This is a genomic window from Gluconobacter sp. Dm-74 (assembly GCF_018256135.1).
Taxonomy (GTDB): domain Bacteria; phylum Pseudomonadota; class Alphaproteobacteria; order Acetobacterales; family Acetobacteraceae; genus Gluconobacter; species Gluconobacter cadivus.
Map to the genome: position 1 here is coordinate 25,373 of NZ_JAERLX010000013.1, position 17,902 is coordinate 43,274.

Annotated in this window: 18 protein-coding genes; 9 read left to right on the plus strand and 9 right to left on the minus strand. The window is 60.3% G+C overall.

The window, feature by feature from the left end; translation table 11 throughout:
• Nucleotides 1-35: 35 nt before the first annotated feature.
• The 7 genes from JK208_RS14380 to JK208_RS14410 all read right to left on the minus strand — a co-directional run bounded on the left by JK208_RS14380 (nucleotide 36) and on the right by JK208_RS14410 (nucleotide 4,960).
• Nucleotides 36-803, minus strand: a complete 768-nt coding sequence (locus JK208_RS14380) for a glycosyltransferase family 2 protein (RefSeq protein ID WP_211576535.1) — start codon at nucleotides 801-803, stop codon at nucleotides 36-38.
• 4 nt (nucleotides 804-807) lie between these two features.
• Entirely contained in the window at nucleotides 808-1,308 is a 501-nt protein-coding gene (locus JK208_RS14385; RefSeq protein WP_211576536.1) for an ATP synthase F0 subunit B, read from the minus strand.
• 10 nt (nucleotides 1,309-1,318) lie between these two features.
• Entirely contained in the window at nucleotides 1,319-1,879 is a 561-nt protein-coding gene (locus tag JK208_RS14390; RefSeq protein WP_194262961.1) for a hypothetical protein, read from the minus strand.
• A gap of 8 nt (nucleotides 1,880-1,887) precedes the next feature.
• Nucleotides 1,888-2,115 (minus strand): ATP synthase subunit C family protein, encoded by a 228-nt coding sequence (locus tag JK208_RS14395; protein ID WP_024717170.1) that lies wholly within the window; start codon nucleotides 2,113-2,115, stop codon nucleotides 1,888-1,890.
• An 82-nt stretch (nucleotides 2,116-2,197) separates the two neighbouring features.
• Nucleotides 2,198-2,947 carry a F0F1 ATP synthase subunit A gene (locus JK208_RS14400; protein ID WP_141353213.1) on the minus strand — a complete coding sequence of 250 codons (750 nt, stop codon included), beginning with the start codon at nucleotides 2,945-2,947 and terminating at the stop codon, nucleotides 2,198-2,200.
• The gene (locus JK208_RS14405; protein WP_194267410.1) at nucleotides 2,925-3,293 is read right to left on the minus strand and encodes an AtpZ/AtpI family protein; all 369 of its coding nucleotides are present in this window, start codon (nucleotides 3,291-3,293) and stop codon (nucleotides 2,925-2,927) included. The genes JK208_RS14400 and JK208_RS14405 overlap by 23 nt, the downstream gene beginning before the upstream one ends.
• Before the next feature lie 143 nt (nucleotides 3,294-3,436).
• A complete protein-coding gene (locus JK208_RS14410; RefSeq protein WP_211576537.1) occupies nucleotides 3,437-4,960 on the minus strand; it encodes a vitamin B12-dependent ribonucleotide reductase in 1,524 nt (507 codons plus the stop codon).
• Nucleotides 4,961-5,157: 197 nt separating this feature from the next.
• On the opposite strand from JK208_RS14410, the gene mlaD reads away from it, so the two are divergent.
• The 6 genes from mlaD to JK208_RS14440 are packed head-to-tail and all read left to right on the plus strand — an operon-like array spanning nucleotide 5,158 to nucleotide 9,225.
• Complete coding sequence (gene mlaD, locus JK208_RS14415; RefSeq protein WP_062030554.1) at nucleotides 5,158-5,682, plus strand: outer membrane lipid asymmetry maintenance protein MlaD; 525 nt, start codon at nucleotides 5,158-5,160, stop codon at nucleotides 5,680-5,682.
• A 3-nt stretch (nucleotides 5,683-5,685) separates the two neighbouring features.
• Nucleotides 5,686-5,928, plus strand: a complete 243-nt coding sequence (locus JK208_RS14420) for a hypothetical protein (protein ID WP_211576538.1) — start codon at nucleotides 5,686-5,688, stop codon at nucleotides 5,926-5,928.
• Nucleotides 5,925-6,617, plus strand: coding sequence for a DUF2155 domain-containing protein (locus JK208_RS14425; protein ID WP_211576539.1), 693 nt, complete (start codon nucleotides 5,925-5,927; stop codon nucleotides 6,615-6,617). The genes JK208_RS14420 and JK208_RS14425 overlap by 4 nt, the downstream gene beginning before the upstream one ends.
• A gap of 48 nt (nucleotides 6,618-6,665) precedes the next feature.
• The gene (otsB, locus tag JK208_RS14430; protein WP_211576540.1) at nucleotides 6,666-7,388 is read left to right on the plus strand and encodes a trehalose-phosphatase; all 723 of its coding nucleotides are present in this window, start codon (nucleotides 6,666-6,668) and stop codon (nucleotides 7,386-7,388) included.
• On the plus strand, nucleotides 7,376-8,719 hold the full coding sequence (locus tag JK208_RS14435) for a trehalose-6-phosphate synthase (protein WP_211576541.1): 1,344 nt from the start codon (nucleotides 7,376-7,378) through the stop codon (nucleotides 8,717-8,719). Before otsB ends, JK208_RS14435 begins: the two co-directional genes overlap by 13 nt.
• Complete coding sequence (locus JK208_RS14440; RefSeq protein WP_211576542.1) at nucleotides 8,716-9,225, plus strand: disulfide bond formation protein B; 510 nt, start codon at nucleotides 8,716-8,718, stop codon at nucleotides 9,223-9,225. The genes JK208_RS14435 and JK208_RS14440 overlap by 4 nt, the downstream gene beginning before the upstream one ends.
• A 9-nt stretch (nucleotides 9,226-9,234) precedes the next feature.
• On the opposite strand, the gene JK208_RS14445 is transcribed toward JK208_RS14440, so the two are convergent.
• Nucleotides 9,235-9,405 (minus strand): DUF1328 domain-containing protein, encoded by a 171-nt coding sequence (locus tag JK208_RS14445; protein ID WP_198945444.1) that lies wholly within the window; start codon nucleotides 9,403-9,405, stop codon nucleotides 9,235-9,237.
• A 165-nt stretch (nucleotides 9,406-9,570) separates the two neighbouring features.
• Between JK208_RS14445 and JK208_RS14450 the strand changes: the two genes are divergently transcribed.
• Together JK208_RS14450 and JK208_RS14455 are read left to right on the plus strand one after the other, a co-directional pair.
• Complete coding sequence (locus tag JK208_RS14450) at nucleotides 9,571-11,604, plus strand: NAD(+) synthase (RefSeq protein ID WP_211576562.1); 2,034 nt, start codon at nucleotides 9,571-9,573, stop codon at nucleotides 11,602-11,604.
• Between the two features lie 93 nt (nucleotides 11,605-11,697).
• Nucleotides 11,698-13,089: an NAD-dependent succinate-semialdehyde dehydrogenase gene (locus JK208_RS14455; protein WP_062107043.1), complete on the plus strand. Its 1,392-nt coding sequence runs from the start codon at nucleotides 11,698-11,700 to the stop codon at nucleotides 13,087-13,089.
• 113 nt (nucleotides 13,090-13,202) lie between these two features.
• Here JK208_RS14455 and JK208_RS14460 read toward each other — a convergent pair whose 3' ends face one another.
• The gene (locus JK208_RS14460; RefSeq protein ID WP_349292006.1) at nucleotides 13,203-16,070 is read right to left on the minus strand and encodes a glycosyltransferase; all 2,868 of its coding nucleotides are present in this window, start codon (nucleotides 16,068-16,070) and stop codon (nucleotides 13,203-13,205) included.
• A 383-nt stretch (nucleotides 16,071-16,453) separates the two neighbouring features.
• Here JK208_RS14460 and JK208_RS14465 point away from each other — a divergent pair, with 383 nt between their 5' ends.
• The gene (locus JK208_RS14465; RefSeq protein WP_211576544.1) at nucleotides 16,454-17,833 is read left to right on the plus strand and encodes a calcium-binding protein; all 1,380 of its coding nucleotides are present in this window, start codon (nucleotides 16,454-16,456) and stop codon (nucleotides 17,831-17,833) included.
• Nucleotides 17,834-17,902 lie beyond the last annotated feature (69 nt).

The following is a 17,902-nucleotide window of genomic DNA, read 5'->3' on the forward strand; positions in this document are numbered from 1 at the left end:
GCAGGGAACCGCGGCAGCGGGACCCGGTGACGGTTTCAGTGTTCGGTCAGATGATCGGGCAGGTGCGTGCGGTTCTGGAGCCACATGACGCCCAGAAGATCACGGATTCCCACGAGAGCCCGGTTGAAATTGGTATATTTCGAGCTGCCATGTAGTCGGGCGCGATGCTGGACTTCGATGCAGATCAGAGGCGCGCCGTAATGTCCTAGCAGGGCAGGCAGAAAGCGGTGGACGGCTTCAAACTGTGGGATTTTTAGAAAGAGGTCGCGCGGGAAGAGCTTGAGCGGTGCGCCTGTATCGGGGCAGCCGTCGTTCAGGAGGCGACGGCGCAACCCGTTTGCGAAGCGCGTGGCGATCCGGCGGGACAGACGGTCATTGCGTTTGCGCCGGACGCCCACCACCAGAGGCGGTGCACCTTGCGTCGATGTTGCACGCTCCAGCATTGTCAGAATGGCGGAAGGGTCATCCTGCCCGTCGCCGTCAATGGTGGCGATCCACTGTCCGTTGGCAGCAGTAATGCCGGTCCGGAGGGCGGCTGATTTTCCGAGGCGCTTCGGATGGCTGATGATGCGCAGGCGGGGCAGCAGCGTTTGCCGGGCTTCCAGAAGCTTTTTGACGGTGGCGTCTGTGCTGCCGTCGTCAATGGCCAGAATTTCTATTGAAGAGTCGGCACCGAAGGTTTCGGCCAGTTCCTGACAGACGGGGAGGATGTTATCCGCCTCGTTCAGAACGGCCATGACGACGGAAAGCCTTGTGGGCTGTCCGTCGTCATGAAAGGAACCTTGCACCGTGGAGGTGGGCATCGGATCAGGCAGCGGAGCGCCGAAGGGCTTCCGGCAGGCTGTTGATGCTCTGGTCGAGCAGGCTGGAGGCGATGTCGGGGCTTTCCGTCAGACGGGTCGACACAACGTCGCGGGCTGCGGCGACTGCGATCTGGGCGGCGCGATCCTGAATTTCACGGATGGCCGAGCGTTCGGCTGCGTGAATCCGATCCTGCGCCATCTTCTCGTAGCGGGTTGCGGCGGCTTCAGCGTCTTTGCGGGCGCGTTCTGCCAGACCGGCGGCTTCGGCTTCGGAGCGTGCCAGCATGGCCTGTGTTTCGGCCAAGGTCTTTTCACGCTCGCGGGTGGCATCTTCCAGCATCTGCTCGGCTTCGCGACGCAGGCGGGCTGCTTCATCGAGGTCGTGGCGTACGCTTTCAGCGCGGGCGTCCAGATGGCCGGTGATGGCGACCCAGAGCTTGCGCCCGAAAATGACGAAGAACAGGACGAAGGCGAGGGCGGTCCAGAACCGGGGATCGTGGAACATCATCGTCTCCTTAGGCGCTGACGCGTTTGACGGCGCTGGCGACAGTCTGTTCGTCCTGCGTGCCGATCAGACGCGCAACCAGATCCTGTGTGGTGCTGGTGGCGATCTCGGACAGGCTGGACAGGGCCTGTTCACGGGACTGGGTGATTCTGGTCTCGGCGTTTGCGATCTCGGCTTCGAGACGCTTGGCCGTTTCCGCAGCGTGAGCATCCGCGCTGGCGCGGGCTTCGCTCTGGATCCGCTCCACGTGGGCGCGGGCCTGCTCGGCTGCTTCATGACGGGCGCTAAGGAGTTCCGCGCTGGCGCGGTCAGCCTCGGCTTTAGCCTTGCGGGCAACATCCAGATCGCTCTGGATGCGGGTCCGACGGTTGGTCAGGACCCGTTCGACACGCGGCAGTGCGAAGCGGCTCAGGCCGAGATAGAAGCCGCCGAAAATGACGGCTCCCCAGACGACCTGTCCGATCAGCAGCGGATCGTGAAAGTTCAGCTGTGGCATGCCCGCAGCCACGGCACGGCCCGGCACGGCCGCAAGCGGAGCGGCGAACAGGAAGAGGCGTGGCGTACGGTACATGTTCGACCTCAGGCGAACAGGATCAGGAACGCGATCAGCAGGGCGAACAGCGCGACGGCTTCCGTCAGCGCGAAGCCCAGCATGCCGATGCCGAAGACATGCGGACGCGAAGCCGGGTTGCGGGCAACCGAGCTGATCAGCGTGGAGAAGATGTTGCCGAGACCCATGCCGACACCGGCGAGGGCGAAAACGGCAATACCGGCACCGAGGTCACGGGCGGCCTGGGCGATGCTGATGCCGAATTCGTGAGCGGCTTGAACGTCCATTGTCAGGTTCCTTGTTGGGTCGATTAAAGGGTTAGTGCGAAGCTGGTGTGGCTCAGTGAGCGACGGCCTCACGCAGATAGATGCAGGTGAGGATGGCGAACACATAGGCCTGCAGCACACCCACCAGCAGTTCGAGGGCCGTCAGCGCGATGTTGATCGCGATCGGGGCGATGGCCAGAACATGGCCGAATGCGCCCAGACCGGCGAGCATGATCGTGAAGCCGGCAAACACTTCCAGAAGCACGTGACCCGCCACCATGTTGGCGAAAAGTCGGATCGACAGGCTGACCGGACGCGAAAGGAAAGAGATGAGCTCGATCGGCACCAGCAGCGGAGCAAGCCAGACAGGCGTTCCAGCGGGCAGGAAGTGCTTGAGGAAGCCGACACCCTGAAAACGGATGGAAGCAAGGATCGAGATGACGAACACCATGATGGCCAGACCGAAGGTCACGGCGATATGGCTGGTGTACGTGAAGGAGAAAGGCAGCAGACCGAGATAGTTGCCAGCCAGAATGAAGAAGAAGATCGCGAAGACGAACGGGAAGAACGTCGCGCCATTTTCGCCGATCGTGCTGACGGCAAGGTCATGCACGAAGTCGTAGCTGATTTCGGCGGCGGCCTGAAGGCGACCCGGCACAACGGCGGCAGGACGCATTCCGACATACAGGAAGACAAGAACGATGGCGACGGCGATCAGCATGAACAGTGGTGACTGCGAGAACCGCAGGGCTTCTCCCAGATGTCCGAGAACCGGATGGAGCTCGAACTGTCCGAGCGCGTCAATCGTCGATCCGGCTGCCACGCTGGCTTCTCCCGTCATCTTTCGGTCCGGACACCATGTCCGAATCCTTCAAAACCCGCCAGACATTCAACATGCCGGCACCACATCCCGCCAGGGCGAAGACGGACAGGAACAAAGCCCTGTACCCGAACCAGTGACCCAAGGCGTAGCCTATGGCTACACCGACCGCGAGCCCGGCCACAAGGTCGGTTCCCACGCGGATCGCCAGTCCAAGGGATGACATGGAACTTTCATCATTGCCCGTGTCGGTTACGGCGAATTCCCCTGAGCGGGGATCGAGCTTCTGACGGGCGCGCTTGAGGCGTTCGTCGAAGTTTCCGTCGTTACCGGCAGGGGCGTGTCCCATGAGATCTGATCCCTTACCCTGTACGCATCGTTTTCACCCGGTCATTCAACCGGATTCCTTCTCAGCGCAGGCGCTAGCTACCGGCGAGTCCGTTGACTGTCAATGTATTCTGCTCGCCGGAGCCTCTGAAACCCGTTTTCGTCTTAGCTGACCAGTTTCAGCCGTCGTCCCCGGTCCTTCCATTCCGGGCTTTCGCCGGAGCTGCGCCCGAAAGGGAGCATGGGGGCGGGATCTTCCGAACTGGGTTCGAGGCGCGGGGCGTCGGGCATGGGCTGACCCAGATAGGCGTCCGACAGTGTGCGGAAGGCATAATCCAGCATTGAGGTCGCATAGGCGGTGGAGGGATCGCCTTCCACGGTGCCTGCGGGGCCGAAGCGCGTATAAGCGAATCGCTCCACGAAGGATTCCAATGGGGCGCCATATTGCAGGCCGATGCTGACGGCATGACCCAGGCAGTCCATCAGGCCACGGGCCATGGGGCTTTCGCGGGGCGGGGTGATGCTGATTTCGCCGAGCGTCCCGTCTTCGAACTCGCTGGTGCGCATGAAAAGGCTGTGTCCTCCCACTGCGGCACGCTGGGTGAAGCCGGTCTGGCGCATCGGAAGCGGACGACGCACGCCGCGGGCCAGTCTGGCCTGAAGGTCGGCGAGATCAGGTTCGGGAACGGCGGGCAGGAAATCCACGGCGTTTTTGAGGGCCGCATGCATGGCGCCCTGTGCTTCGGGGCGAACGGGCGGCAGCGGGGTTTCGCCCGCCAGCGCCAGTGCCAGTGCGGATTCGGGCGTCAGGCCGCGGCAGGCTAGTCGGGCCAGCGTGGAGGCGCGCAGATGTCCGTCTTCGCGCAGAGGGGAGAAGGCCGGGGCGAGGCCGCAGGTCTCCACGCCCAGAAGGCCCTCGGTCGGACCGGGAGAAGAAAAGCCGGTTTCGATCGGGCAGAAGTGCCGACCATCTTCCGTGTTGTAGGCCGAAGCGGCGGCGGCGCGCAGGTCTGTCAGCGGGGATTCCGGGATGGCGGGCGGCGGCAGTTTCGTCCCGGCGCGGGCGACCGTGGTGGCGAGTGCGGATAGGGCGCGGGCCGCGTTCCGGGCGTCGTCGCTGTCATAGTCGAGGCCAAGCGCCGCCAGACAGGCGTCAAGATCCGTCAGGAGGACGAGGCCTGCGGCTTCATCTTCAGGCTTCGCGGGCAGATCGAACAAAGGCAGCTCGCCGGTGCGTTCAATCCGTGTCGCGGCATGAAGGCGGCGCAGGGCGTCGCAGGCCAGACGCAGGCAGGCAACGAAATGTTCCGTGGCGAATCCGGCATCCTGCACGAAGCTGGACAGGCGGATGGTGAAGCCTGGCGCTTCGTCCGGCTGGCACTGCCACAGCGCCGTATTGGGCGCCATCTGCTGCATTAGGAGAAGATAGGACAGACTGCGTCCCGGAGCGGGGGTGTTCGCCGGGGTGCCGGGCAGAGGCGGGCACGCGTCGATCGTGTCCACCCAGCGCGCGGCTTCCGCGGCAAGTCTGACCGGCCCGCCGTTCAGGGTGATGCGCGCAAGAGCCTGCGCGGCCTCGTCATCCCAGGCAGCGGGAAGGGTGACGGAGCGCATGGCGCTGTCGTCGGGGTCGGTCATGACCTGAAGCGTCCTCATGCGAACGCCGGTCCAGTGAAGGCGAGCTGTCATGACGTAAATCTACGCCCTGCGCCGGTTGGCCCGTAAGCCGGAAAAGGGCCTCCGGATGGGCGCTAATGGGTGGGAACATGGGGATATGGGGGATAACATTTTCCCCACGCCTGATCGGAACGATTTCTGCGGGGGGATTGGACGTGGGAAGCGGAGTCGGGTAGTGCAGGAAGGATGATTTTCACGAGGGTATTGTCATGACCGCTGTTACGGTCCGCCATGACCGGCTGGAGCTTCTGGCCGGGTTCGCAGTCCTTGTCTGCCTTGCAGGACTTCTGGTGGCGGCGATGGTCGGGCATCATCAGGGCAATGACGGAGGCTATCCGGTTCATGCCTCGTTCAGCCAGATTGACGGGCTGAATGTGGGGTCGGATGTGCGTCTGGCCGGAATTACCGTCGGGCATGTGACCGGCACGACGGTCGATCCGAAGACGTTTCAGGCGCAGGTGACGTTCACGCTGGCGCCCGATGTGAAGCTGCCCACGGATTCCGCTGCGATCGTGACGTCTGACAGTCTGTTGGGTGGCAAATATATTGCGCTGTCTCCGGGTGGGGCGGATTCGCTGGTAAAGCCCGGCGGTGTCATGACGGAAACCCAAGGCTCCATTAGTCTGGAGCAGCTTCTGAGCAAGTTCATTTTCTCCGTGACGGATTCTTTGCAGAAGAGCCAGAAAGCTGCTGCGTCCAAGCCGGCTGCGGGCAGTTTGTCGGACGAGCCCTGAGCCATGACGCAGGCGCATGAGGGTGCTTTTCTGTGGGTCGACCATGAGGGGAACCCCGTGTCCTGTGTGGAGAAGGTGCAGATCCTGCGCGAGAACGATGCGGAACTGCGTCAGGCCCTTCAGGATGCTTTTGAAGACGGGGTTCTGATGGGGGTTGCGCCACAGGCGATGTTGAAGACGTTTCAGGCCATGCTGTCAGATCTGAAGAATCCTTTGCAGGGGCGCTCCGGGGGAGAACCGTCATGATGAAGCGGTATGTGGGCGTCGCATTGCTGTGTGGTGCGGCTGAGGTTTTTCTGCCGATTGCGGCGCAGGCTGCGGTGGGTGTGGCACCCCCCGCCATGTATCCGGCTGCCACTTGGCAAGGCCAGTCCCAGGCGGTGCTGCGTGTGCTGGATCGGTTGGACGGTCATCTGGAGCTTCTGACGGTTCCGGTTGGCGGGAGTGCGACCTATCGCAGTCTTTCTGTCGGGGTTGAGGCTTGTGTAACCCGGCCGCAGACGCTGGCGACAGATACCGGTGTTCTGCTGCATCTAAAGGACAGCAGCGATCCTCAGCGGCCATCTTTTGACGGGTGGATGCTGGCGCAGGAACCTTCTGTCGCAACTTATGGCAGCCCTTTGTACGATGTGCGCGTTGTGTCGTGTGCGGGTGTGCCGACGGCACCGCAGGCGGGTCCTCTGCCTGTGGTGAAGGCTCCCGTGCTCGCCGGTACGGAGGTTCCGGTTGAAGAAGGCGGCGATGCTCCGGCATCCCCGCCCGCTTCCGCCTCAGGTGGTCCTGTACCGCTTGCTCCGGACAGTCATAATCCCATTCCGCTCGCACCGTCCTACGGTGCGGCACCGTCCCTTGCTCCGGCTGCACCCGCGCAGTCGCCGGGGCAGTCGTCAGGGCAGCCGTTACCGCCTCCTCAGGCCGATCCCGGTCTCGAATAAGGCTGGACGGGGCGGAATGACCCAGAAACAGGAAGAAATGACAGCTTCATGATTCAGGTTCCTTTTTCTCCGTCCCGGGCGGCTCTGCTGCTTGATTTCGACGGAACCCTTGTCGATATCGCTCCCACTCCTGAAGGCGTGCGTGTCCCGGAAGGGCTGACGGCCGATCTGCTGCGGCTGCGCAAGATGCTCGATGGTGCGCTGGCGATCATCACGGGGCGTCCCATCGCCCAGATTGATCATTTTCTTCCGGGGATTCCTTATGCTGTGGCAGGGGAACATGGTGTTGCGGTGCGCCCGGCGCCGGATCAGGATGTGCGCCAGCGTGCGCTGCCTCTGGTTCCGTCCGACTGGACCGAGAAAAGCGCGGAACTCGCTGCTCGGTATCCCGGGGCCAGCATTGAACACAAAAAAGCTGGAATGGTGCTGCATTATCGCCAAGCTCCCGAGGCGGAATCGGCGTTTCGGGATCTGACGTCGGTCTGGCCCGTGGAAAGCCACGGGTTTCATCTTCAGGACGCGCAGATGGCCATCGAGCTTCGGCCTCTGGGAATCGACAAGGGCAAGGCGCTTGAGGAACTGATGGCGGAGCCGCCTTTCAGGGGGCGCCTTCCACTGTTTGCCGGTGATGACGTGACGGACCGGGACGGGGTGAGAGCTGCGCGCCAGATGGGTGGTGCGGGCTGGCTCATTCCGGATGATTTTCCAGATGCGGCCACGTTTCGGCGCTGGCTGCACGAGCTTTCGGAGGGACGCGGATGGGGCGCCTGATCATTGTATCGAACCGCACACCCGCACCGGGGGAGCGGACGCAGCCTGCGGGCGGCCTGACGGTTGGCCTGTATGATGCGGTCCAGACGCGTGAGACTGTCTGGGTTGGATGGTCGGGTCATCAGCATGCGGATGCGGCCGATCGGCCTGTTCAGCGCGAGCAGGTTGGAAACGTCAATTATGTGACGTTTGACCTGACGCAGAAGCAGCATGACCGGTTCTATTTGAATTTTTCCAATGGTGTGCTCTGGCCCTTGTGCCATTACCGCACCAATCTGATCCGCTACACCCGTGAGGATTGCGGCGTCTATTATGAGGCGAACCGGGTTTTTGCGGATCGGTTGATCGCACTGCTGGAGCCGGGTGATACGATCTGGATCCATGACTATCATCTGTTCCCGCTGGGCCAGATGCTGCGTGACAGGGGCGTGACGGGGCGGATCGGATTTTTTCTGCATATTCCGTTCCCGCCCTGGAGCGTGGCGCGGCTTCTTCCCAAGCTCGACATGCTGCTGACCGGTCTGGCGGCCTGTGATCTGATTGGTGTTCAGACGGTCGAGGACGAGGCCAATCTCAGAGGGTGCTTCGAGGCCTATGGGCTGAAAGCTGCTGTGAAGGCTGTACCGATCGGGATTGATCCTGTGAGTTTCCGCCAGCAGGCGATTGAAAGCGCGGTCTCGGACGAGGTCGTGAAGATCGTCGATACGCTGGAAGGGACGCGGCTGATTATCGGGGTGGACCGGCTAGATTATTCCAAAGGTTTGCCGGAGCGGATGAAGGGATTCGAGGCTCTTCTGAAAAACTATCCCGAGCATCGCGGGCAGGTGACGTTCCTTCAGGTCACGCCGGTGTCGCGGGGTGGGGTGGAGAGTTACCGGCTGCTCAAGGAAGAACTGGACGGGCTGGTCGGGACGATCAATGGCGCTTATGGCACGCCGGACTGGGTGCCGATCCGCTATACGACCTGGCCGATCGGGCGCGATATTCTGGCGGGTCTGTACCGGATGGCGGATGTGGGGTTCGTCACGCCGTTGCGCGATGGCATGAATCTGGTGGCCAAGGAGTTCATTGCGGCTCAGGACGAGGAAGATCCCGGCGTTCTGGTGTTGTCGCGGTTTGCGGGAGCGGCTCCGGAAATGCCTGAGGCGCTGCTGATCAATCCGCTGGATGCCGAAGGCATGGCGGATGCGCTACATATTGGCCTGACCATGGACGTCAAGGCTCGTCATGCGGCATGGTCGGCGATGTATGAGGAAGTTTCCCGCAATACCGCAGGAAGCTGGTCCAAGCAGTTCCTTGATAGTCTGGAGGAAATCCGTTCGTGCCCATGAACAGACCACGCCGCCCCGTTTCCACGATTGCGTTGGGTGGCTTTTATGTTCTGGCCGGAGCGGTGGCGCTTGGGGTTGTCTGGTTTGCCGAACACTGGCTGAAGCTCGCGCCTTGCGAGCTTTGCTTGTGGGAGCGGCGTCCGTGGTGGGTGCTGATCGGGATTGGTGTTGTCACGGCGCTGCTTCCGCGGCGTTATGCGCGGTACACGGTGTTTGCTGGGCTTTTATGCCTGATGACCAGCATTGGTCTGGCCGTGCTGCATGCAGGTGTGGAACACAAGTTCTGGCCAAGTCCTGCGCCGGAATGCCGTGCCCCGTCTTTTCACGGAGGCAGTTTCAAGGACTGGATGGCGGCGATGCCCGCCCGGCCGAACAAGCCATGTGATTCGCCGGATTATCTGTTCGGGCTGCCCGTTTCCATGACGGAGCTGGGTGGTCTGTATGCTGTCGCGGTTTTTGTTATTGCCCTGATCGGGAGCGTCCGTATGGGACGCTCCCGACGCTGAGAGCTGTGCTCAGAGGCGTGTGCCGCGTCCGCGGCCGAAGATGAGGCTGATGACCAGCAGCACCAGGAAAATGAAGAAAAGGATCTTGCCGATATAGGCAAAGTCTGCCGAAATTCCGCCAAAGCCCAGCACCGCAGCAAACAGGGCCAGGATCAGGAAGGCAATGGTCCAGCGTAGCAGGTCCATGAGATGTCTCCTTTGTCAGTCGCGCCCTCCGACGGAGAAGCGGGGTTTGAAAAGGTGAACGGCGGCGGGATGAACGGGTTCATTTTCGCAACATCCGTTTTATGTGGGGCCGGGCGCGCGGTTCCTGTTTTCGTGAAGCCTGCCCGCCGGAGGATTGTCATGACCCTGTTCCGTTCTTTGTATCATCAGGGGTTTGCCCGGATCGCAGCCTGTACATTGCCGGTGACGCTTGCTGATCCGCTGAAGAATGCGGAGCGAACGCTGGGTGTTTTGGGGGACTGTGACCGGCAGGGTGTGGCGGCGGTGGTTTTCCCTGAACTGGGGCTGACGGGCTACACGCTGGACGATCTGCGGTTTCAGGACGTGGTTCTGGACGGAACGCTTGAGGCGCTTCGGCGTGTTGTCGCGGGATCGCGGGATTTGTTGTCAGTTGCGGTGGTGGGGGTGCCGCTGGTGCGGGACGGTCTGCTCTATAATTGTGCGGCGGTTGTGCATCGGGGGCGGGTTCTGGGTGTGGTGCCAAAATCGCATCTGCCGCGCTATCGTGAGTTTTATGAGCCCCGGCACTTCACGTCCGGGCTTCGGACTACGGGGAGCATTCGCTTGTTTGGGGGGGATGTGCCGTTTGGCGCGGATCTGCTGTTTCAGGCGGAAGATGTTCGTGGGCTGACGCTCGGCGTGGAAATCTGTGAAGATCTGTGGGTGGCGTCTCCGCCGAGTGGAAAGCGGGCGGAAGCGGGCGCGACGGTCATTCTCAATCCGTCCGCCTCTCCCGTGACGATCGGACGGACGGATGACCGGTCTTTGCTGTGTCAGGCGCAATCCATGCGGACGCTGACGGCCTATGCTTATGCGGCGGCAGGCGAGGGAGAATCCACGACGGATCTGGCGTGGGACGGTCAGGTTTCACTTCATGAGGGCGGGCGGCTTCTGGCGCAGTCGGACCGTTTTCCGCAGGGCGAGCGGCTGGTTGTGGCGGATGTGGATCTGGATCTGTTGCGGCAGGAGCGGATGCGGACGGGGCAGTTCGGACAGGCGGGGCAGGAGTTCCGGACTGTCGGGTTCACGCTCCAGCCTCCGATGACGGATCTGGGGCTCAAACGGGAGGTTGTGCGGTTTCCGTTTGTGCCATCCGATGCGCGCACGTTGGCGCGGGACTGTTACGAGGGCTGGACCATTCAGGTCAGTGCGTTGCGGCGGCGATTGCAGGCCAGTGGCGCGCAGCGGGCTGTGATTGGGGTGTCAGGCGGACTGGACAGTACGCTCGCGCTTCTGGTGGCGGTGCGGGCGGCGGATGAGCTTGGCTGGCCGCGGACGCATGTTCTGGCCTACACGATGCCCGGATTTGCGACGGGAAGTGAAAGCCGCTCTCTGGCTCATGCGCTCATGAAGGCGCTGGGCGTAGAGGTGAACGAACTGGATATCCGGCCCACGGCGCAGACCATGCTGGCGGGGATCGGCCATCCCTTCGCGGAAGGGCAGCCCGTGCATGACATCACGTTCGAGAACGTGCAGGCGGGGTTGCGGACCGATTTCCTGTTCCGGATCGCCAATTACCGCAATGGAATTGTGATCGGGACCGGCGATCTGTCGGAGCTGGCGCTGGGTTGGTGTACCTATGGTGTGGGGGACCAGATGTCCCATTACAATGTCAATGCCGGGATGCCGAAGACGCTGATCCAGCATGTCATCCGCTGGCTGGCGCGTGAGGGAAAACTGGGCGAAGGGGTTGGGCCTGTTCTGGAGCGGATTGTCAGCGCAGAGATCACGCCCGAGCTGGTTCCCGATACCGGGCAGGGCGTGCAGAGTACGGAGCAGACGATCGGGCCGTATCCGCTTCAGGATTTCACGCTCTTTTACATCCTGCGTTATGGGTTCCGCCCGTCACGGATCGCGTTTCTGGCTGAGATTGCCTGGGGGGACGCTTCCCGGGGAGACTGGCCCGCGCATTATCCGGAAGATCGGAAAATTTCGTACGATCTGGCCGAAATCCGGCACTGGCTGGAAATTTTTCTGCGACGGTTTTTTGGGACGAGCCAGTTCAAGCGGTCGGCCATGCCCAACGGGCCGAAACTGGTAGCAGGCGGGTCTCTCTCGCCACGGGGAGACTGGCGCGCGCCCTCTGATGGGACTGCGACGGCCTGGCTTGAGGAGTTATGGGATAATCTCCCTGAAACGAACACAGCTCTGTGAACTTTTGGGAGGAATGATTGTTAGGGGGTTTTGTCTTTTGGCATTCGTGCCAATATGTCTCAAACACGTCACCTTACAGGAATATGACCCATCATGGCTTATGCTACGATCAACCCTTATACCGGTGAGACGCTCAAGACTTTTCCAGATGCCACGGATCAGGAAGTCCAGACCGCGCTGACCGAAGCCTATGATGCGTTCAAAAGCTGGCGTCACACCTCCTTCGCCGAGCGTGCGAAGATTATGACTGCAGCTGCCAATATCCTTCGTCGTGATATCGACAAGTATTCCCGTCTTCTGACGCTGGAAATGGGCAAGATTTACGCCGAGGCCAAGGCCGAGACGATCCTGTCGGCTGAAATCTTCGAATATTATGCCAAGCATGCCGAAGAGCTTCTCAAGTCCGAGAAGCTGCCGGTTGCGGACCCGAACTCGGGCGACGCCGTGCTGATCCATCAGCCGCAGGGCATTGTTTTCGCAATCGAGCCGTGGAACTTCCCGTTCTACCAGATCGCCCGCATCATTGCGCCGCAGCTTTCTGCTGGTAACACGGTCATTCTCAAGCACGCTTCCAACGTGCCGCAGTGCGCGGCTGCGTTCGATGATCTGATGAAGGAAGCCGGGCTGCCGAAGGGCGGGTTCCGCAACCTGTATGCCGCTCGTCATCACACCGAGACAATCCTCAAGGATCCGCGCGTCTGTGGCGTGGCTCTGACGGGGTCCGAAGGCGCAGGCGCTATTGTTGCCGGGATTGCAGCACAGGCCCTGAAGAAGTCCACGATGGAGCTGGGCGGTTCCGATGCTTTCGTCGTTCTGGACGATGCGGATCTGGAAAAGACCGCGAAATGGGCCGCTTTCGGTCGTCACTGGAATGCCGGACAGGTCTGTGTGTCCGCCAAGCGTCTGATCGTGGCGGATGCCGTCTATGATCGTTTCCTTGAGCTGTACAAGGCGGAAGTTCTCAAGCTGAAGGCTGGCGATCCGATGGATGCGTCCACCACGCTGGCACCGCTGTCGTCGCAGAAGGCTGCGGACGATCTGAAGGCTCAGGTTGAGGAAGCCAAGAAGCATGGTGCGGTTGTCGAAGCCATCGGCCCGTCCGTTCCGGAGAAGGGTGCGTTCTTCCAGCCGCTGCTGATGACCAATCTGCATGAGAACAATGAAGCTCGTCTGTGGGAGTTCTTTGGTCCGGTCACGCAGCTCTACCGTGCCAAGGACGATGCGGACGCCATTCGCATTGCCAATGACTCGCCGTTTGGTCTGGGTGGTTCGGTCTTCACGAAGGACACTGCGCGCGGCGTGAAGGTTGCCGAGCAGATCTATACGGGCATGGTCTATATCAACCACCCGACGATGGTGAAGGCAGATCTGCCGTTCGGTGGCGTGGCCCGTTCGGGTTATGGCCGCGAGCTGATCGGTCTGGGCATCAAGGAATTCGTCAATCACAAGCTGATCGACGTTGTGGATATCGACGCACCGTTCTGATTGGGGCGTGTCGGGCTTCTTTCGAGGAGCCCGGTTCGATCTTTCAGGTTATGAAAAACCCGCTTCCGGAGCTGTCCAGGAGCGGGTTTTTTTGTATCCGGTCTGGAATAGCCTCAGTTTTTCCGGGGTTTTGCCTGTTCGGCGCTGAGGCGGATCCACGGATGGCGTGCCTGAACGAAGGCTACGACGCGGGCTTTGTGAGCGTCTTTTTCAGTCGAGGCATTTGTCATGGATGTCTCATGCTGGCGATAATCAGCTAGAATCTGCGGGACATGATGGCCGGGCAGGCCGCGTTCCGCCATGGAGCACCACAGATCGAAATCCTCCCATCCCATTGCTTCACGTGAAACATAGTAGCCGCCGACAGCAGCCCAGGCCCATTTCGTGACCATGGCCATCGCGTCGATGCGATTTCCGGAAACGAGGGAGAGCGGGTTGAAGGGTAGGTCTCCCAGAAGTTCGGGGGTGCCTGGCTGGTGGTGGGTGTCAGCAGTCATGTCCATTAGGACTGGGCCGTTTTCGTTGAAACAGGCGATGAGCGGATAGGCATAGGCCGTGCCGTTATTCATGGAATCCAGAAGTGTTTCACAGGCTTCGGGGCGCAGGATGTTGTCGGCATCGAGTTGCATGACATGGACCGTTTCGGCTGCATCCATGCCGATATTGCGTGCGCCGCCCAGTCCGGCGTTTGTGAGGGATTGGCGCAGGATCAGGCGATTGAAGCGTTCGCGGTGTCTTTCCATCCATGTTGTGGCCAGAGCGAGCGAAGCGTCGGAAGATCCGTCGTCCACGACAATCAGATCCAGCACGGGCAGCGTCTGGGCCGCGACGGACTCCAGTGCGTCCAGAAGATGTGCCTCGTAATTATAGGAGGTGATGACGACCGTGACCGGCGCTTCCCCAAAAGCGTCGTGATGGAAAATGGTCTGGCTGGCGGGGATGACGGGCAGGTCTGGCGGGGCAAGGCGATCTCTGGCCAGATGTGTCTCGGCAGAGCGGGCCGCTGCGTCGTCTCCGTTCAGGGAGGTGAGTGCGAGTTTCATTCGCTGGGCCTGAGCCTGCGGACCGAAGGGCCAGAGAATGGAATGATAGGCATCCCGCGCTATCCGGATGCGTCGTTCGGGGTTATCGATCAGAGCAATCAGGGCGTCGTGCCATTCGGCCGGGGTGTCGGCCAGGAAACCGGTTTCTCCGTGATGGATGACGCGCCGGAATGGGCCTGTAGGGGACGCGACCGTTGCTGCACTGGACAGGGCGGCTTCGAAGAACTTGATCTCGCTCTTGGCTTCGCAGAAGACATTCCCTGTTTCCAGCGGTGCGATGGAGATGTCGAACCGCGCAAATTCGTCCTGCAGTTCCGCGAGTGGCACCATGTCGCGCCACTCGATCTGATCCTGCACGGGGATCAGGCTGGGAAATTCTTCCACGAGCAGAATGGGGCGATGCGTTTGGGGTTCGCGAAACAGTACAAGCCGGGCCTGTGGGCGTTGATGCAGGATATCTGCGATGGTCGCACAAATGGGTGCGAAATCCCGCTGATGTGTCCGCGAGCCTGCGGCATAGCCGATGCGGACCAGTCCGTCTCCGGCATTGACGCGGCCCGGCTCTCCACGCATGCGCAGTGCCATCCGGGCCCGTTTCAGCGAGGCCATATCGTAAATATTGGGCAGCAGGTGAACGACGGGGCGCAGGCTGTGCATGGCAAAGACGAGCTCCGCCGTCGTGGTTGACCCCTGATCGCAGCGCAGGAAAGTGCGACGCATGTCCGAGAAGCAGCGCTCGATCTGTTCTTCCGTGGCGCCGATGGAACGGATGCCATCAATCAGATCGACGCGTGCGTAATGCGGCACGAAGACGATATCGTCTGCGTCAAAGATAGTGACGACATTTTCAGATCTCGCGAGATCGAAAATCGTACTGACATGACCGCTATATTCAACGCGCCAGAACACCATAACGTCCGCCCAGTGGATGTCGTCATAGCCAACTGAAGCACAGGGCAGGACTCTGGCGTCGAAGCCTGCATCCCGGGCGGCGGCTGCATTTCGGTCGCAGCGGTAGAGAACGCCGGGAGTATTTGGCTCGCCGGCAATGAACAGAATGCGGGAGACAGAAAAAGACGCGGGGGGAGAGACGATGACGTCTTCATCGGCTGTGGAATCCTGACTCGGAGTCTCGATGGGTGCAGGCCGTGGAAGAAGAGAGCGTTTCAGGCGACGGCAGATCCGAAGCCAGAAAGGAGGGACCGGGACGGGGGAAGGTTCAATGGAAGGAGCGGGGAGGTGGGGGGTGCTCTTTTCCTCCGAGTGGGTGTCTGAAAGGGCCACGGCCTTTTTGTTGGATAGCATCCGGAGTGAAACACGCAGGTCCTGAATGATGTGTGTTTTCTCCAGAGAATCCTGCTGCACGCTGTGTATTTTAGCGCGCAGGAGACGCGTCTTACGATTGTTACGAAGAAGCTGCTGGATGGCGTGACGGTAATCCCTGCTTTCCGAAGTGTCAGAAAGAAGAAAGCCCAGAAAGGGGGAGTCGCCTGTGTGAGTGAGGACGTTTTCTGGAGTAAACGCAAAGAATCCTTCGGAGTGTTGGCCTCCGAAATGCAGGATAGGAACTGAAGAAGATCTCCCTGCTGTTTCTCCTGTAACCTGAAGCAGGACGGGGGGGGAGAGGGCATCATTCTGAAGTGCGTGAGACACGATCCGGATATCGCTGGCCGGAAGCGATGTTTCCAGAAACGAACGAAGACTCCGGTGCGTCTGACTAAAGAGGTATGGCGAGTAGTCGATCCGGGCAGTTGAGATACCCTTTTCCTCGGTTAGAATGATCATCAACCAGGCGATCAAGTGAATGTGATCAATCAGATCCTGTCGATTGGAAGAGAATGGATCGTCAGTCTTTTCTGATGTCAGCAGAAGCGCCAGACGCGCCAGAAAATGGTCGGTCGTTGAAGGGGGTGGAGAAGACGGTTTGGAAAAATTCACGAGCAGGCCTGTGAGGATCGGTTTTTCTGCGGAAGGTGGTATGTCTTGAAAATAGAGACATGCCATTTTTCTAAGGATTGAAGCGTGTGTCTTAATATTTATTTCTCATGAAATTAACATTGACGGAACTTTTTCGATATAAAAGGATTTGATTGAAGAGTTGGGCGATCCACTCTTTTCCGTGTTCATATAATGAAAACGGAGAACTCTTTGTCGGCGCTGCCTTTCGAATCTGTAAATGTCGGATCATGAATCCTTGTATCGTGCGCAAAGTTGATTGCTTTTGACAATCCGGCTCTGGTATGTGCAAGACTCGTCGCTCGATCATTTGGGTGGTCCGAGGGCCGCCGGTGCGAGGCAACCTTTTTTAGGAGTGCACAGTAATGGGTACCATTACTACAGTCGTTGGCGCCTCCGGCCAGACCTTCGCGGTCACGGTCAATGGCGGGCAGACCCAGCTGCTGGCGCAGCAGTACCAGACTGCTCTTTCCACCCTCCACACCAGTGGCGGGCTTGATTCTTATGACCTGGTCGCCGGTAGTAACTCTGCTACGGGGACCAATCCGGGCCATGGCCTGATCAGCCAGGGCGGTAATTACTCCGTCTCTGGTGGCACCACCCAGTATATCTCCATTGGCAGTTATTCCGAGTCCGGTCAGGACACGCTGAATTCTGCCGTGAGTCTGGATGTGTCCGGTAGCACGGCCAGCAATATCAGTGTTCTTGCTGGCGATTATGCCGGTGTCACGTTCAAGGCTGGTAACCAGAACGGTACGTTCGTTGGCGGTGTTGGAAACAACACGTTCGATGGCGGAAGCTCTTCGGGTAACTGGACCGTTGCAACGGGTGACGGTAACGACACCATTACGGGCACCAGCGGCAATAACACCATCAGTGCTGGTTTGGGCAACAACAAAATCGTTCTGGGCAACGGGACGAATGTCGTTCGTTCCGAAGGTCAGGACACCATTGACGGCGTGACCGGTACGGATACGGTTACGCTGCTCGGCGGTAGCTCTGTAGTGACGCTGGGTGCCAACGCAACGGTTTACGACACGACGTCGCACAACACCGTTTCGGGTGGCAACAACAGCTTCATCACGGGTGGCAGCTCCAGCACCTACTTCTCGACCGGCGCTATCAGCACCGTTTCGGGTGGTCTGAACGACACGATTTCGGCTTCTGCTGACATCTGGCAGATCCGTGGTACGTCCAATTCCATCACGGCTTCGGGCTCGCTCACGTTCCTGAACGGCACGGGTGCAACGACCGTTTCTGCCGGTGCGTCCACACTGTTTGGTGCTTCGGGCCTCGACCTGCTGCTGGTTGGCGGTTCTGCAAGCTCGACCAACCTGTTTGTTGGTGGTGACGGCAACGAGACCGTGTCGGCCGCGTCTTCCAATGGCACGCTGCACGCCTTCGCTGGCAAGGGTAACGAGACCATCATCGGTGGTTCTGCTTCCGACACACTGGTTGGTGGTTCGGGCGCGGCGACCCTCACGGGTGGTTCGGGTGCTGCAAACCTGTTCGCCCTGAACAAGGGTGCTGCCGGTGGTGATTACACGATCACCGACTTTGGTAGCGCTGCCGGCAACCTGATGGCTCTGTACCAGTATGGCCTTCAGAACAACAACGGTCTGGCGAACGTCCTGTCGAATGCTACGGTTGCTGGTGGTAACTCCACGATCGCACTGTCCGACAACTCCAAGATCACGTTCGTGGGCATCAGTGATCTGAAAGCTTCGGACTTCACCCTGAGCTGATTACGGTCTCTGTCATCTGACAGAGCTGTAACGTTCGGGAAGGCCGGGTCCGCGAGGGTCCGGCCTTTC

Bases quoted from the DNA above. Each gene is read 5' to 3' on its own strand.
- JK208_RS14380 (WP_211576535.1), bottom strand. From the start codon at position 803: ATGCCCACCTCCACGGTGCAAGGTTCCTTTCATGACGACGGACAGCCC.
- JK208_RS14385 (WP_211576536.1), bottom strand. From the start codon at position 1,308: ATGTTCCACGATCCCCGGTTCTGGACCGCCCTCGCCTTCGTCCTGTTC.
- JK208_RS14390 (WP_194262961.1), bottom strand. From the start codon at position 1,879: ATGTACCGTACGCCACGCCTCTTCCTGTTCGCCGCTCCGCTTGCGGCC.
- JK208_RS14405 (WP_194267410.1), bottom strand. From the start codon at position 3,293: ATGGGACACGCCCCTGCCGGTAACGACGGAAACTTCGACGAACGCCTC.
- JK208_RS14410 (WP_211576537.1), bottom strand. From the start codon at position 4,960: ATGACAGCTCGCCTTCACTGGACCGGCGTTCGCATGAGGACGCTTCAG.
- mlaD (WP_062030554.1), top strand. From the start codon at position 5,158: ATGACCGCTGTTACGGTCCGCCATGACCGGCTGGAGCTTCTGGCCGGG.
- JK208_RS14420 (WP_211576538.1), top strand. From the start codon at position 5,686: ATGACGCAGGCGCATGAGGGTGCTTTTCTGTGGGTCGACCATGAGGGG.
- JK208_RS14425 (WP_211576539.1), top strand. From the start codon at position 5,925: ATGATGAAGCGGTATGTGGGCGTCGCATTGCTGTGTGGTGCGGCTGAG.
- otsB (WP_211576540.1), top strand. From the start codon at position 6,666: ATGATTCAGGTTCCTTTTTCTCCGTCCCGGGCGGCTCTGCTGCTTGAT.
- JK208_RS14435 (WP_211576541.1), top strand. From the start codon at position 7,376: ATGGGGCGCCTGATCATTGTATCGAACCGCACACCCGCACCGGGGGAG.
- JK208_RS14440 (WP_211576542.1), top strand. From the start codon at position 8,716: ATGAACAGACCACGCCGCCCCGTTTCCACGATTGCGTTGGGTGGCTTT.
- JK208_RS14450 (WP_211576562.1), top strand. From the start codon at position 9,571: ATGACCCTGTTCCGTTCTTTGTATCATCAGGGGTTTGCCCGGATCGCA.
- JK208_RS14455 (WP_062107043.1), top strand. From the start codon at position 11,698: ATGGCTTATGCTACGATCAACCCTTATACCGGTGAGACGCTCAAGACT.
- JK208_RS14465 (WP_211576544.1), top strand. From the start codon at position 16,454: ATGGGTACCATTACTACAGTCGTTGGCGCCTCCGGCCAGACCTTCGCG.